The following is a 13,603-nucleotide window of genomic DNA, read 5'->3' as shown; positions in this document are numbered from 1 at the left end:
CCCATGATGACGGATTTTCGGCTTATCATGACGGCCATACGAATTATTGGCCCGGCCTCCCGCTTTGCCTGAATGGCTGTGTTGCCAGGCAATATCTGGCGCGGAGGTCCGGGAACGACCGACTGTGCTCTACAGTCCCCTGTTTTCTTTGATCCACATGCCCGCCATTTCTGGTCAGGGCTTCACAGGCGAATACCCTCATGACTGAGACGACCAAAATCGATTACTCCAAAACCCTTTATCTGCCGCAGACCGAATTCCCCATGCGCGCGGGCTTGCCGCAGCGCGAGCCACTGTTTGTCGAACGCTGGGAGGGCATGAACCTTTACAAGAAGCTGCGCGAGCAGGCGAAGGATCGCCCGCTCTATGTGCTGCACGATGGTCCGCCCTATGCCAACGGCAATATCCATATCGGCCATGCGTTGAACAAGATCCTCAAGGACGTCATCACGCGCTCGTTCCAGATGCGTGGTTATAACTCGAACTACGTTCCGGGCTGGGATTGCCACGGCCTGCCGATCGAGTGGAAGATCGAGGAAAAATATCGCGCCGAGGGCAAGAACAAGGACGAAGTGCCGATCAACGAATTCCGCCGGGAATGTCGTGAATTCGCTGCCAAATGGATCAAGATTCAGTCGGAAGAGTTCAAGCGCCTTGCCATTCTTGGCGATTTTGAAAATCCGTACACCACGATGAACTTCCACGCTGAATCGCGTATCGCTGGCGAACTTCTCAAGTTCGCGGCTTCCGGTCAGCTTTATCGCGGTTCCAAGCCGGTGATGTGGTCGGTCGTCGAGCGCACGGCGCTTGCCGAAGCCGAAGTCGAATATCACGATGTCGAGTCGGATATGATCTGGGTCAAGTTCCCGGTCGCAGGCCAGAACGATCTCTCCGGCAGCGCCGTGGTGATCTGGACGACCACACCTTGGACCATCCCCGGCAACCGCGCTGTGTCCTATTCGTCGCGTATTGAATACGGGCTTTATGAAGTCACGGAAGCCGAAAACGATTTTGGTCCGCGTCCGGGCGAAAAGCTCGTCTTCGCCGACAAGCTGGCCGAAGAAAGCTTCGCCAAGGCGAAGCTCCAGTTCAAACGCTTGCGCGGTATCTCGGCGGACGAACTCGGCAAGATCGTGCTGGATCACCCACTGAAAGGTTTTGGCGGCGGTTATGAGTTCGTTGTGCCGATGCTCGACGGCGATCATGTGACCGACGATGCAGGTACGGGCTTCGTTCACACCGCGCCAAGCCACGGTCGTGAAGACTTTGAAGCCTGGATGAACAATGTTCGTGAACTGGAAGCGCGGGGTATCGATCCGAGCATCCCGTTCCCGGTCGGTGACGATGGCTACTATACCAAGGACGCGCCTGGCTTCGGTCCGGATCGCGAAGGCGGTGCTGCGCGCGTCATCGACGACAACGGCAAGAAGGGCGACGCCAATAAGTCGGTGATGGATGAGCTCATCGCCCGTGACAAGCTCTTCGCTCGCGGTCGCCTGAAGCACTCCTATCCGCATTCCTGGCGTTCCAAGAAGCAGGTCATCTTCCGCAATACGCCGCAATGGTTCGTCTATATGGACAAGAACCTCGGCGACGGTACCACGCTGCGCTCGCGCGCGCTGAAGGCCATCGACGATACGCGTTTCGTACCGGCTGCCGGCCAGACGCGCCTGCGCTCGATGATCGAAGGCCGTCCGGACTGGGTGCTTTCGCGTCAGCGCGCCTGGGGCGTGCCGATCTGCGTTTTCGTGGACGAAGGAGGCAACATCCTTCAGGACGACGCAGTCAACAAGCGTGTTCTCGATGCTTTCGAAGCCGAAGGCGCTGATGCATGGTTTGCCGAAGGTGCGCGCGAGCGTTTCCTTGGCAACCGCGCCGATGAGCCATGGGTGCAGGTGCGCGACATCCTGGACGTTTGGTTCGATTCCGGTTCGACCCACACCTTCACGCTGGAAGACCGCCCGGACATGAAGTGGCCGGCGGATGTCTATCTCGAAGGCTCGGACCAGCATCGTGGCTGGTTCCATTCGTCGCTTCTGGAAAGCTGCGGCACGCGCGGTCGGGCGCCTTATAATGCCGTCGTGACCCATGGCTTCACCATGGATGAGCACGGCAAGAAAATGTCGAAGTCGCTCGGTAATACAGTCACGCCACAGGACGTCATCAAGGAATCCGGCGCGGATATTCTGCGTCTGTGGGTCATGACGACCGATTATTGGGAAGATCAGCGCCTCGGCAAGAGCATCATCCAGACCAATATCGACGCCTATCGTAAGCTGCGCAACACCATCCGCTGGATGCTGGGTACGCTGGCGCATGACGAAGGCAAAAAAGTCGCTCATGCCGATCTGCCGGAACTCGAGCGCCTAATGCTGCACCGTCTGACGGAGCTGGATGAGCTTGTCCGCTCCGGCTATGACACGTTTGACTTCAAACGCATTGCGCGCTCTCTGATCGATTTCATGAATGTCGAGCTTTCGGCCTTCTATTTTGATATTCGCAAGGATGCGCTTTATTGCGATGCGCCATCGAGCGTTCGCCGCCAAGCCGCGTTGCAGACCGTGCGCGAAATCTTCGACCGCCTGACGACCTGGCTGGCGCCCATGCTGCCTTTCACCATGGAAGAAGCATGGCTCGACCGTTATCCGCAGTCGGTTTCGGTCCATGCCGAGCAGTTCCGCCCGACGCCTGCTGTATGGCGCGACGATGTGCTGGCCGAAAAGTGGCGCAAGGTGCGTGCGGTTCGCCGTGTCGTGACCGGCGCTCTCGAACTGGAACGCGCGGATAAGCGCATCGGCTCTTCGCTGGAAGCTTCGCCGGTGGTCCATATCTCCGAAAAGAGCCTGAGCGATTCGCTCGATGGTCTCGATTTCGCGGAAATCTGCATCACCAGCGGCATCTCGTTCAGCGATGCTGCGGCACCGGAAGGCGCTTTCACGCTTGGCGATGTGAAGGGTGTGGCCGTCGTGCCCGTCCGTGCCGAAGGCGAAAAATGCGCGCGGTCCTGGCGTTATACGACGGATGTGGGCTCTGATCCGGAATTCCCGGATGTGTCCGCCCGCGATGCCGAGGCACTGCGTGAGTTGAAGACACTCGGTAAGCTCGGGGTCTGATTTCGTCAATGGCAATCTGCCTCGGTTTCATCCGGGGCAGATTATTTGTTTGCATGACAGGGGTTGCGGGTCCGCGCGTGAACATGGTGAAATAGAGATTAACACCGGATTGCCGCATGGGTTCCTCTCATGTACAAGGCAGTCCTTGAATAAATTTACGATCTGCCTTGGAGTTGCCGGTTTCTTCAGTCAAGGCTTGCTTGAGCAAATTTTGGTGAAGATAAAATCGGCGAGCGTAAAAGAAGTGGCGCTAATGAAGATTGAAGGACGAGTTCTGGTGCTTATGGCGGCGATAGCGGGAGTTTCGCTATCCGGTTGCGTTTCTTCGCCGACCTATGGAACGGACAAAACGGCGGGCGCACAGCTCTTCGACGACGTTTCCAATATGGCGAGCTTTGGTCAGGGCAAGAACAAAAAAGAACGCATCGATTACAAGCCTCGTCCCGATCTGGTGCGTCCCGCTCCGGGCGACAAGGGGCAATTACCGGCGCCGCAGCAGAGCCTTGCAAGCGCCAACGATCCTAACTGGCCGGAATCACCGGAACAGCGCCGCAAGCGCCTGCGTGACGAAATCACTGCGAACCGTGACGACCCGAACTTCGTGTCGCCCGTTGTTCAGGATGGCCCGGTTGCATCCAATATCCAGGCGGCATTGCCGCGCGGTAACAGCCGCCGCGAAGATTATGAATCCCGTACACCGACGTTCGATCCGGCAAAGGTTGCAGCCTACAAGGCTATGCGCCAGCAACAGGTCCAGGGCTCCTCTACAACGCGCCGTTATCTGAGTGAGCCGCCGCTGGCTTACCGTGAACCTGCATCTACGGCCGCGACAGGCGAGTTGGGAACCGACGAAGCGCAAAAAGAACGTGAACGCAAGAAAGCCTCAGGTAAGTCCAAAGGCTGGCGTGATTACCTACCTTGGAACTAATATCTGATTGATATTTTCTGCTCAATAAAACAAGCCGTAGTAGATAAATTTACTACGGCTTGTTTTGTTGTTAGAATAAAAATATGAGTTATTTTAGTTTGCTGCATTCTGATCGATGGATCAAAATATTAAATATTTTTAATGTTCGGAATTTTAACGCGTATTTGATTTCGATCAAAGATTTATTTGAGGTAGATCGTATCGTATTAGCTCTGAGCGTAAGGTATGGTGAGATGAGCAATACGAATACTTTTTTAGATAGTCGAAACGGGTATGGCCTGATCAGTAGGGTCTTTCATTGGCTGATGGCTTTTTTGTTTCTATGGCAATTTATCTCTGCCATTCTTCGCGTTTTTGCCAAGGATACAGTGTTTTATAATTTTTTCTGGTCTGCGCATCACCAACTCGGTTTTGCGCTTCTAATACTAGTTTTGCTGCGTGGTATATGGGGTTTGCTGAACATTAACCAGCGTCCGCATAAACAAGGCCGTGCTGGTAAGCTGGTGGCTCTGGGGCATCTTCTTATTTACGGGCTGATGTTTGCAGTTCCGGCTGTGGCTTTGCTGCGCACATTTGGCAGTGGGCGAGGTTTCTCGTTTCTTGGCATCCAGGTCTTTGAACAGACGGGCGTGCAGAACGCTGCACTGACCGCTCCTGGTAATGCACTGCACGGTTTACTGGGTTGGCTCCTACTTGCAGTAATTGCGGGACATGCCTTGATGGCTCTTGTCCATCACTTTGTGCTGCGGGACGATACGTTGCGCTATATGACTGGGCGCAAGGCGTTGAGCTGAGCGTTCAGCGTTTCTCTCGAAAGAAGTCCTTGAGGATCTTTTGGGCATCAGCCTCCGAGAAGCCGGCATAAATCTCCGGTACGTGGTGGCAGGTGGGCTGCGTGTAAAAGCGCGGCCCATGTTCTACGCCGCCACCTTTCGGGTCGGAAGCGCCGTAATAGAGGCGGCGGATACGGGCGAAAGAAATCGCGGCTGCGCACATCGCGCAGGGTTCAAGCGTTACATAGAGGTCGCATTCGACGAGGCGTTCGGATTGTAGAAATTCGCCAGCGATGCGGATTGCGAGTATTTCTGCATGGGCAGTCACGTCATTCAGTTCGCGTGTGCGGTTACCCGCCCGTGCAATAATTGTTCCTTGGAGCACGACAACTGCGCCAATCGGGACTTCTCCGCGTAAGCTCGCAGTGCGCGCTTCTTGCAGCGCTATCTCCATGGGAGTGGCCGCATTCTGCTTTAGGGCATCGGCAATCTTTTTCATGCCCGTTCCATTTCATGCATTCTTTCGGAAATTTCGCTCGCAAGCCATGGAGCGATTTGTTACTGCATAATTTACGAAATCGAAACCGATTTGCGAACGGATTTATACGGCGTTCCTGTTTCCGGCTGTCCCTTGCCTGCCATTATAGGTGTAAGGTGACACGGCAGCGCCGCTGAAAGGCCAATATCAGATGACTAAAGATGACGACAACAAGGACGGCAAGCGTCCCCATGGCCGTGGAGGGCGTTTCGATCGCCCTGGTCGGCAAGACCGTGACAGCCGTCCGCGCCGCGATGACGGTGGGCGTGACAAGCCACGTAAATTCGAGCCACGCAGCCCCGAGGGGCAGGAGGATACAAGCGAGCGCATTGCCAAGCGCCTGGCGCGTGCTGGTATAGCCTCCCGCCGCGAAGCTGAAACGATGATCGCCGCCGGTCGCATTGCTGTGAATGGCAAGGTGTTGGAAAGCCCGGCAGTGAATGTCAAGCGCACGGATATTATCACGGTCGACGGAAAGCCGCTGAAGCAGACTGAGCGTACTCGTCTTTGGCTTTACCACAAGCCCGCCGGCCTCGTGACGACCAATCGTGATCCAGAAGGCCGTCCAACGGTTTTCGCGGCGTTGCCTGCCGAAATGCCGCGCGTTCTTTCGGTCGGTCGTCTCGATATCAATACCGAAGGCCTTTTGCTCCTGACTAATGATGGCGGGTTGTCTCGTGTTCTGGAGTTGCCATCCACTGGCTGGCTGCGTCGCTATCGCGTCCGGGCCCATGGCAAGGTTACGCAGCAACAACTTGATGAATTGAAGAACGGTATTGCTGTTGATGGCGTGTTCTATGGCAGCATAGAAGCAGAACTCGAGCGGGTTCAGGGTGCAAATGTCTGGATTTCGATCGGTTTGCGCGAAGGCAAGAACCGCGAAGTAAAGAACATTCTCGGCGCGCTTGGCCTCACCGTCGGTCGCCTGATCCGTGTTTCCTTCGGCCCATTTCAGCTTGGCGATCTTGAAGAAGGCGCGGTACGCGAAATCAAAGGGCGTATCCTGCGGGACCAACTGGGTGATAAATTGATCGAAGACGCGGGCGCAGATTTTGATGCGCCAGTCTTAAGTGAATTTTCCAATGCCGCTGTTCAGGGACTTACCCGCCGTGAAATGGAAGACGAGGGTGAGGAAGGCGAACGCCGTCGCGGCCCGCGTGAACGCGAGTGGATTTCCAGCGGCCCTGAGCGTCGCCGTGGTCGCGACGACAAGAATGCGGAGAAGGTGGAGCCGCGTCGTCGCGGCAATGCCAATGTCTGGATGGCGCCTGGCGCGCGCCCCAAGGGCGAAAAGGCGGCTGCGAAATCTGCACGTGTCGAGCGTCAGGTTCCACACCGTTCGGCGAAGTTCAGTGGCGATCTGCAGATGCGTCCGCGTCGGACTGGCGATGAGGATCAGGGACGCGAAGAAGGCGGCGAACATCGCTACAACAAACGGCCGGAAGGTCGCTTCGACAAGGACGCCCGTCCGCCGCGGGCCCGCCCGGATGGAAATCGCTCGGATGAAGGGCGTCCAGAGCGCCGTGAACCGCGCGAGGATGGACGCAAGGAACGTCGCCCTGGCAAACGGGAGCGCGCGGAATTGCGCGATACGGAAAGCCGGGTAGGAGAGCGTGGCAAGGGCGGCTTTGAAGGCCGTAAGCCAGGGAAGCCGGGTGGACCGCGTGGAGAAGGCCGTTTTGGCGCTTCTGACCGCGATACGCGTTCCGGCCCGCGCAGCAGCGGACCGGGCAACAAGTCCCGTAGTTTTGATGATGGTCCGCGCCGTGGACCGGGCAACAAGCCGGGGGCTAACCCAGGTGGAAAGCCGAGCGGCGGCAAGTCAGGCGGCGGCAGGACTGGAGGCGGCGGTGCGGATCGTCGGCGGTAAGTTTCGCGGCCGTGCGCTCGTAACACCTTCGACCAACGCCATTCGCCCCACCACCGACCGCACACGCGAGAGTCTGTTCAATATTCTTGCGCATAATTTTCCCGACAAGGTGGAGGGCGCACGCGTCCTCGACCTATTCGCAGGAACTGGCGCGCTTGGCCTGGAGGCTTTGTCGCGTGGCGCGCGCTACGCGATCTTCGTGGAAGAATCTGCGGAAGGGCGGGGATTATTACGCCAGAATATTGAGGCGTTCAGTCTTCAGGGACACACCAAGATTTTGCGACGGGACGCATGCCAGTTGGGTATCGTCGGAACGATGGAGCCGTTTGACCTGGTTTTTGCTGATCCTCCCTATGGACGTCGAATGGGGGAAAAGGCATTTTTATCAGCGCTTCAGGGTGGTTGGCTTAATCCTGACGCACTTTTGGTGCTTGAAGAAGATGCGGAGGCGGCTCTTGAACTTGACGAGCGATTCGTCGTGCTGGAAGAGCGTAACTACGGGGGCACGATCATTCGGCTGATCCAGTTGAAAGCCGCCGGTTGAATTAGCGGACGATTCCGTTCGCATAAAAATTGAATTTGTCGCTCGGAAGGACTGGGCGGAAATGAAACCAATTGGAGATGTCGCTTGGTGAATAACCCCTCACTCCGGCGCTTGCTATTGTCCACCGCCTTGGGTTTCGTGCTGATTTTACCATTGGCGAATGGTGCTGTCCGGGCGGAAAACCAACCTGCTGCTAACGCAGAAACACAACTGGCACCGGCGCCTGCGTCACCGACATCTGCCGCGCAGGCAGCGCTTCCTGAAATTATTCAGTCGGATGGGGTCAGTCATTTTGCTTTGCCAAATGGTCTGGAAGTCGTTGTGATTCCCGATCATCGCGCTCCGGTGGTGACGCAGATGATCTGGTACCATGTGGGGTCGGCCGATGAAGCGCCAGGTGTTTCGGGTATCGCGCATTTCCTCGAACACTTGATGTTCAAGGGAACAATGAACCATCCGGCTGGCGAATTCTCCGCGAAAGTCGCCTCTATTGGTGGGCAGGAGAACGCCTTCACTTCTTATGATTATACAGCTTATTTCCAGCGTGTATCTCCTGAAGCACTGGAAATGGTGATGCAGTTCGAATCGGACCGGATGGAAAATCTGGTGCTCAACGAAGAAGCCGTCAAAACCGAACGGGACGTTATTCTGGAAGAGCGCCGGATGCGGGTTGATTCCAATCCTGCGTCCATGCTGATGGAAAATACCGATGCTGTTCTTTTCTATAACCATCCTTACCGCAAGCCTGTCATCGGCTGGCAACAGGAAATGGAAAAGCTGAGCCTCAAGAACGCCATCGATTTTTACCAGCAGTATTATACGCCAAACAACGCAACGCTGGTTATCGCCGGTGACGTTTCACCGGAACGCGTGCGCGATCTGACCTTGAAAACCTGGGCAAAAGTGCCGAAACGCGCCGAGGTTTTGCCACGTGAGCGCCCGCAGGAGCCTGCGAAGCATGCAGCCCGCATAGTTACCCTGCACGATGAGCGCGTCAGCACTCCTTCGTTCCGTATGTCCTGGCTGGTTCCCTCTTATACGAATGAGAAACGGTTTCCGAATGTAAAGCCGGGCGATGCGCCAGCTCTCGATCTCCTGAGTGAAATTCTTGGCGGTTCGCTGCGCTCGCGCCTTTATCAAGAACTGATCGTCAAACAGGGTATAGCTGCCAATACGGGCGCAAGCTACGATGGGGATGCCCTTGATGACGGCACTTTTTCCGTTTATGGCGCGCCGCGTAATGGTGCGACGCTGGGAGACGTTGAAAAGGCAGTTGAGGCCGAAGTGGCGCGGATCATCAAGGATGGCGTCAGTCAAACTGAACTTGACCAAGCTCGCAATCGTTTCCTGAAGGCAGTAATCTTTGCACGTGATAGCCAGACGGGTATGGCCCGGATTTATGGTTCGACGCTGTCCGTTGGGCAAACGGTTGACGATATTCAGAAGTGGCCTGAGATCATCAAAGGTGTCACTGTCGATCAGATCAAAGACGTGGCAACGCGCTATCTCGTCCAAGACCAATCGGTAACAAGTTACCTGCTTCCACCAGATGCCGAGCCGGAAAGTGCCCGCGAGAACCCTGACGCCTCGGCAGGAAGCGCGGGTGCCGATGGTGCGGGAGGAGCGGTCCAGTGAAGAAGATCATCATGCTGAACTTCAAACGTGTTCTCGACTTTCGCCCAGCCCGGTCTGCTGTAGCTATGCTTGCGGCCTCGATGACACTGTTGATCTTGTGCGCCTTGCCAGCGCGTGCCATCGAAATTCAAGAAGTTGTTTCGCCAAAGGGCATTCATGCCTGGCTGGTAGAGGACGATTCAGTCCCGCTTATTTCGATGCGGTTTTCGTTCAAGGGTGGCACATCGCAGGATCCTTCCGGCAGGGAGGGATTGGCTAATTTGATGACGGGGCTTTTCGACGAAGGCGCGGGTGATCTGAAATCGGATGCGTTTCAGGAACGGATGGATAATCTGGGAGCGGAAATGAGCTTTTCCGCAACACAGGATTCCGTTTCAGGCGGTATTCGTATGCTGGCCGAAAATCGCGACGCAGTAACGAATTTGCTTGCCCTTGCTGTCAATAAGCCTCGCTTCGATCAGGATGCCGTTGACCGTATTCGCCAGCAGGTAATTGCAAGCATCGAAGCTTCGCAGCGAAATCCTTCGACGATCGCGTCACGCAAGTTTTCCGAAGTCCTGTATGGCAATCATCCTTATGCGCGTCCCGATGACGGCACGGTGAAGTCGCTGCAGTCGATTACGCGTGACGATCTGGCCAATTTCCATCGCAAAAATTTTGCGCGTGACCGGCTGACTATTGGTGTGGTGGGTTCCATCAACGCCACAGATCTTGGTGTGTTGCTGGATAAAGTATTCGGCGATTTGCCCGCGATGGCTGAACTGGTTCCTGTGCCGGATGCCAAACTGGCACTTGGTACGACGACCAGTCTCAATTTTGATATGCCGCAGACCTCGATCAGCTTTGTCTATCCCGCTATACCGCGTAAAGATCCCGAGTTCTTTGCTGCCTATCTGATGAACCATATTCTGGGTGGTGGCTTTACTTCGCGCCTTTATGCCGAAGTGCGCGAAAAGCGTGGTCTTGCCTATTCAGTGTCATCATCCATGGTCATGCGTGACCATGTTTCGGCATTGATGATCTCGACGGCGACCCGTCCCGATAAGGCACAGGAATCCCTGAAGATCATCCGCGAGCAGGTTGCTGCAATGGCCGCCGACGGCCCGACTGAAGAAGAGCTCGCTGCTGCCAAGAGCTTCCTCAAAGGGTCTTATGCGGTCAACAATCTAGACTCGTCCGCTGCGATCGCCGAAACTCTCGTCAGCTTGCAGGAAACTGGACTTCCGCGTGATTATATCGACAAGCGTTCGGAGCTGATTGATGCCGTGACGTTGGATCAAGTCAAGGCTATTGCCAAAAAGCTGCTTGAAGCAGAACCGGCTATTCTGATCTTCGGTCCAGCCCAAAGCTAAAAGGTGCCACTTTGGAAAAGGCAGTGCCGTCATCACCCCGAATTGCCGTCGCTTTCGGCGGGGGTGGGGCACGTGGTATTGCCCATATTCATATCGTTGAAGTGCTCGACGAACTGGGCATTGAACCGGTTGCCATTGCCGGTTCTTCGATAGGTTCAATTGTTGGTGCCGGTATGGCTAGCGGCATGACCGGCAAGGAAATTCACGAATATATGGCAGCGATCTTCAATCGCCGCTCCGAAGTCGCAAAGCGCATGTGGCAAACCCGACCGGCTCGCTGGGTAGAATTACTGAAGGGCGGCTTGCGGGTTAGCCAGTTCAACATCGAAAAGGTGCTTGATGTCTTTCTGCCTGCCAGCTTGCCCGCGAATGTGGAAGAGCTGAAAATCCCGATGATTGTTACAGCGGCGGATTTTCACGCAGCTCGGGAGATTCATATTCGCGATGGTGATCTGCATTCCGCAATCGCCGCATCCTGCGCCATACCACCGGTTTTTGCTCCAGTGCGCCGGGACGGTCGCATTCTGGTCGATGGTGGCTTGTTCAACCCTGTCCCCTTTGATTTGCTATTCGATGAAGCTGATATCGTTATCGGCATCGATGTTGTGGGTACGCCAGTGGGTCCGGATGACTATATGCCGACCACATTTGAAGCGGTAATCGGTGCGAACCAGTTGACGATGTGCTCCATCATCGAAAACAAGTTTCGCATTCGCCCGCCGCATATTTTTATCCGACCGAATGTCGAACGGATCGGGCTTCTGGATTTTCTGAAGTTTGAACAAATCCTGTCACAAAGCGCCAGCGTTCGCGACGAGTTGAAACGTGCCATAGAAGTGGCTGTTCACAGAAAGATTGGGTCGATAAGCTCAAGCATTGCGACTTGACTTTATCGGTATCGTAATGCGTTTTGCTATTCCGCCGGAATCGGTGATCCGACTGTGTCACTTGACGATGCCGCGGGCACGATATCATCTACACCTTTGTCGATGCGTTGGCCTTCGCGAGCTGGTTTAACCAGAGGCTCTGGCGTGACCGGCTTGTTGAAAAGCAGATGACGCCCGGCCAGAATTCCTTCCGAAGCCTGCACGTGGAGACGGTCCTCGTCGCGCTGGCGCACATCTTCGCGAATTTCGTAGGCTTGCGTTTCGGCTATGCCGAGCCCCTCAAGCGTCCGCTGACCGAACAGCAGACCGGATTCGAATGTTTCGCGCAGTTCATATTCAACGCCTTGCGCTCGTAATTGCAACGTATGTTCGCGATCGTATGAGCGAACGAACAGGCGCACATCGGGATATTCCGACTGTATGAGATTGACGATGTGGTTGGTTGTTTCCTTCTTGTGAGTACAAATGGCGACGATTTTCGCTTTTCGGATTCCGGCCGCTTCCAGCACGTCTTTGCGGGTGCCATCGCCGAAGTAAATGCGGAAGCCAAATTTTCCCGCTGCACGGACACGATTGGGCGAACTGTCAATCACGGTTACGTCGATACCGCCGGCAAGAAGAATCTGCGATGCAATCTGGCCATATCGCGAGAAGCCGATCATCAAGACATCAGAACCCGCACCTTCATAGTTTTCTTCAATGACATCGACAGTTTTGTCTTTGATGAGCAGCTTCGATCCTATCGCGACGGAAAGCGGTGTGAGAGCCATGGATACAGTGACGGCGGCCACAAGCTCGGAACCGAGCGCGCTTGAGATGATGGCCGCAGCCGAGGCTGCAGAGAAAAGAACGAAAGCAAATTCGCCCCCTTGCGGAAGAAGAAAAGCAATCCGCACCGCGTCGTTATGGCTGGACCGGAAGATGCGGCACAGCAGATAAATGATGGCGATCTTGGTCGCCATGAAGATGGGCACTGCAAGAAGGATAATCTTCCAGTACTGCAGAATCACCGTGAGGTTCAGCGAAAGGCCGACCGCAACAAAGAACAGCCCCAGGAAAATGCCGCGAAACGGTTCGATGTCGGCTTCAAGTTCGTGCCGATACGAAGATTCCGCCAGCAGAACGCCGGCAATGAATGCACCCATGGCCATGGAAAGACCGGCGGCTTGAAGCAGGCTGGCCGATCCGAGTACCACAAAGAGCGCTGCTGCTATCATCACTTCGCGAGCGCCGGTATTGGCGATAATGCGGAACATCGGATTGATGAGATAGCGTCCTGCAATCACCAGCGCGGCGATGGCTGCTATAGCAGTGGCGAGATGGAACCCGGCGCTCGCTTGCGAAGGTTCGTTGGGCGAAAGTGCCGGGATGATGGCGAGAATCGGTACGATTGCAAGGTCCTGAAACAGCAGAATCGAAAAGGCACGCTGGCCATGCTTCTGATTTGTTTCCGCCCGATCCTCCAGAACTTGCATGGCAAATGCCGTGGAAGAGAGTGCAAGCCCAAAACCGATGATGATACCTGCTTCCGTACTGAGGCCAGCAAAGTAGATGCCAAGAGCAGTCAAAGCTGCTCCGCAAAGCAGAACTTGTGCAGTACCAAGACCGAAGATCGATTGGCGCAGTGCCCAAAGTCTGGAAGGTTTCAGTTCAAGCCCGATGATGAAAAGTAGAAAGACAACGCCGAGTTCGGAAAAGTGCAGAAACTCTTCTCCATCCGCGATAAGCCGAGCCACGGGACCGATTGTGATGCCTGCCGCAAGATAACCGAGGACTGTGCCAAGCCCCAATCGCTTGAATAACGGCGCAGCGATAATGGCACCACCCAAAATCATCAGACACTGTAGGTAGAGACTTCCGCCAGTTGCAACCATGCTTAGCTCTTGGAATTTGGAGAAATGTAGATGGGCTTGCCTTGAAGCTCGTTGATTTCGGCAATATAGAAACAAGATATGGCTGTAAT

Annotated in this window: 10 protein-coding genes; 8 read left to right on the top strand and 2 right to left on the bottom strand. The window is 55.3% G+C overall.

Annotated elements, in window-relative coordinates; all coding sequences use genetic code 11:
- The first annotated feature begins 200 nt into the window (after window positions 1–200).
- The 3 genes from ileS (at window position 201) to ACYSN1_RS12510 (ending at window position 4,835) form a co-directional block, all read left to right on the top strand.
- Window positions 201–3,113 carry an isoleucine--tRNA ligase gene (gene ileS, locus ACYSN1_RS12520; protein WP_461725981.1) on the top strand — a complete coding sequence of 971 codons (2,913 nt, stop codon included), beginning with the start codon at window positions 201–203 and terminating at the stop codon, window positions 3,111–3,113.
- A 253-nt stretch (window positions 3,114–3,366) separates the two neighbouring features.
- The gene (locus tag ACYSN1_RS12515; protein ID WP_461725980.1) at window positions 3,367–4,041 is read left to right on the top strand and encodes a hypothetical protein; all 675 of its coding nucleotides are present in this window, start codon (window positions 3,367–3,369) and stop codon (window positions 4,039–4,041) included.
- Between the two features lie 233 nt (window positions 4,042–4,274).
- The gene (locus tag ACYSN1_RS12510) at window positions 4,275–4,835 is read left to right on the top strand and encodes a cytochrome b (RefSeq protein ID WP_461726295.1); all 561 of its coding nucleotides are present in this window, start codon (window positions 4,275–4,277) and stop codon (window positions 4,833–4,835) included.
- A 4-nt stretch (window positions 4,836–4,839) separates the two neighbouring features.
- On the opposite strand, the gene ACYSN1_RS12505 is transcribed toward ACYSN1_RS12510, so the two are convergent.
- Complete coding sequence (locus ACYSN1_RS12505; RefSeq protein ID WP_461725979.1) at window positions 4,840–5,313, bottom strand: nucleoside deaminase; 474 nt, start codon at window positions 5,311–5,313, stop codon at window positions 4,840–4,842.
- 190 nt (window positions 5,314–5,503) lie between these two features.
- On the opposite strand from ACYSN1_RS12505, the gene ACYSN1_RS12500 reads away from it, so the two are divergent.
- The 5 genes from ACYSN1_RS12500 to ACYSN1_RS12480 all read left to right on the top strand — a co-directional run bounded on the left by ACYSN1_RS12500 (window position 5,504) and on the right by ACYSN1_RS12480 (window position 11,640).
- A complete protein-coding gene (locus tag ACYSN1_RS12500; protein WP_461725978.1) occupies window positions 5,504–7,222 on the top strand; it encodes a pseudouridine synthase in 1,719 nt (572 codons plus the stop codon).
- Window positions 7,203–7,766, top strand: coding sequence for a 16S rRNA (guanine(966)-N(2))-methyltransferase RsmD (gene rsmD / locus ACYSN1_RS12495; protein ID WP_461725977.1), 564 nt, complete (start codon window positions 7,203–7,205; stop codon window positions 7,764–7,766). Before ACYSN1_RS12500 ends, rsmD begins: the two co-directional genes overlap by 20 nt.
- An 87-nt stretch (window positions 7,767–7,853) precedes the next feature.
- Window positions 7,854–9,401, top strand: coding sequence for a M16 family metallopeptidase (locus ACYSN1_RS12490; RefSeq protein ID WP_461726294.1), 1,548 nt, complete (start codon window positions 7,854–7,856; stop codon window positions 9,399–9,401).
- Between the two features lie 11 nt (window positions 9,402–9,412).
- Entirely contained in the window at window positions 9,413–10,753 is a 1,341-nt protein-coding gene (locus ACYSN1_RS12485) for a M16 family metallopeptidase (protein WP_461726293.1), read from the top strand.
- An 11-nt stretch (window positions 10,754–10,764) separates the two neighbouring features.
- Window positions 10,765–11,640 carry a patatin-like phospholipase family protein gene (locus tag ACYSN1_RS12480; RefSeq protein WP_461725976.1) on the top strand — a complete coding sequence of 292 codons (876 nt, stop codon included), beginning with the start codon at window positions 10,765–10,767 and terminating at the stop codon, window positions 11,638–11,640.
- A gap of 26 nt (window positions 11,641–11,666) precedes the next feature.
- Here ACYSN1_RS12480 and ACYSN1_RS12475 read toward each other — a convergent pair whose 3' ends face one another.
- Window positions 11,667–13,514 (bottom strand): monovalent cation:proton antiporter-2 (CPA2) family protein, encoded by a 1,848-nt coding sequence (locus ACYSN1_RS12475; protein ID WP_461725975.1) that lies wholly within the window; start codon window positions 13,512–13,514, stop codon window positions 11,667–11,669.
- Between the last annotated feature and the right edge of the window lie 89 nt (window positions 13,515–13,603).

The organism is Brucella sp. LJL56, from assembly GCF_054871705.1.
The sequence above is the reverse complement of the archived record's forward strand: the minus strand, read 5'-3'. Positions and strand labels throughout refer to the sequence as shown.

Coding starts and splice junctions, on each gene's coding strand:
- ACYSN1_RS12510 (WP_461726295.1), top strand. CDS start 4,275: ATGAGCAATACGAATACTTTTTTAGATAGTCGAAACGGGTATGGCCTG.
- ACYSN1_RS12515 (WP_461725980.1), top strand. CDS start 3,367: ATGAAGATTGAAGGACGAGTTCTGGTGCTTATGGCGGCGATAGCGGGA.
- ileS (WP_461725981.1), top strand. CDS start 201: ATGACTGAGACGACCAAAATCGATTACTCCAAAACCCTTTATCTGCCG.
- ACYSN1_RS12485 (WP_461726293.1), top strand. CDS start 9,413: ATGCTGAACTTCAAACGTGTTCTCGACTTTCGCCCAGCCCGGTCTGCT.
- ACYSN1_RS12505 (WP_461725979.1), bottom strand. CDS start 5,313: ATGAAAAAGATTGCCGATGCCCTAAAGCAGAATGCGGCCACTCCCATG.
- ACYSN1_RS12500 (WP_461725978.1), top strand. CDS start 5,504: ATGACTAAAGATGACGACAACAAGGACGGCAAGCGTCCCCATGGCCGT.
- ACYSN1_RS12475 (WP_461725975.1), bottom strand. CDS start 13,514: ATGGTTGCAACTGGCGGAAGTCTCTACCTACAGTGTCTGATGATTTTG.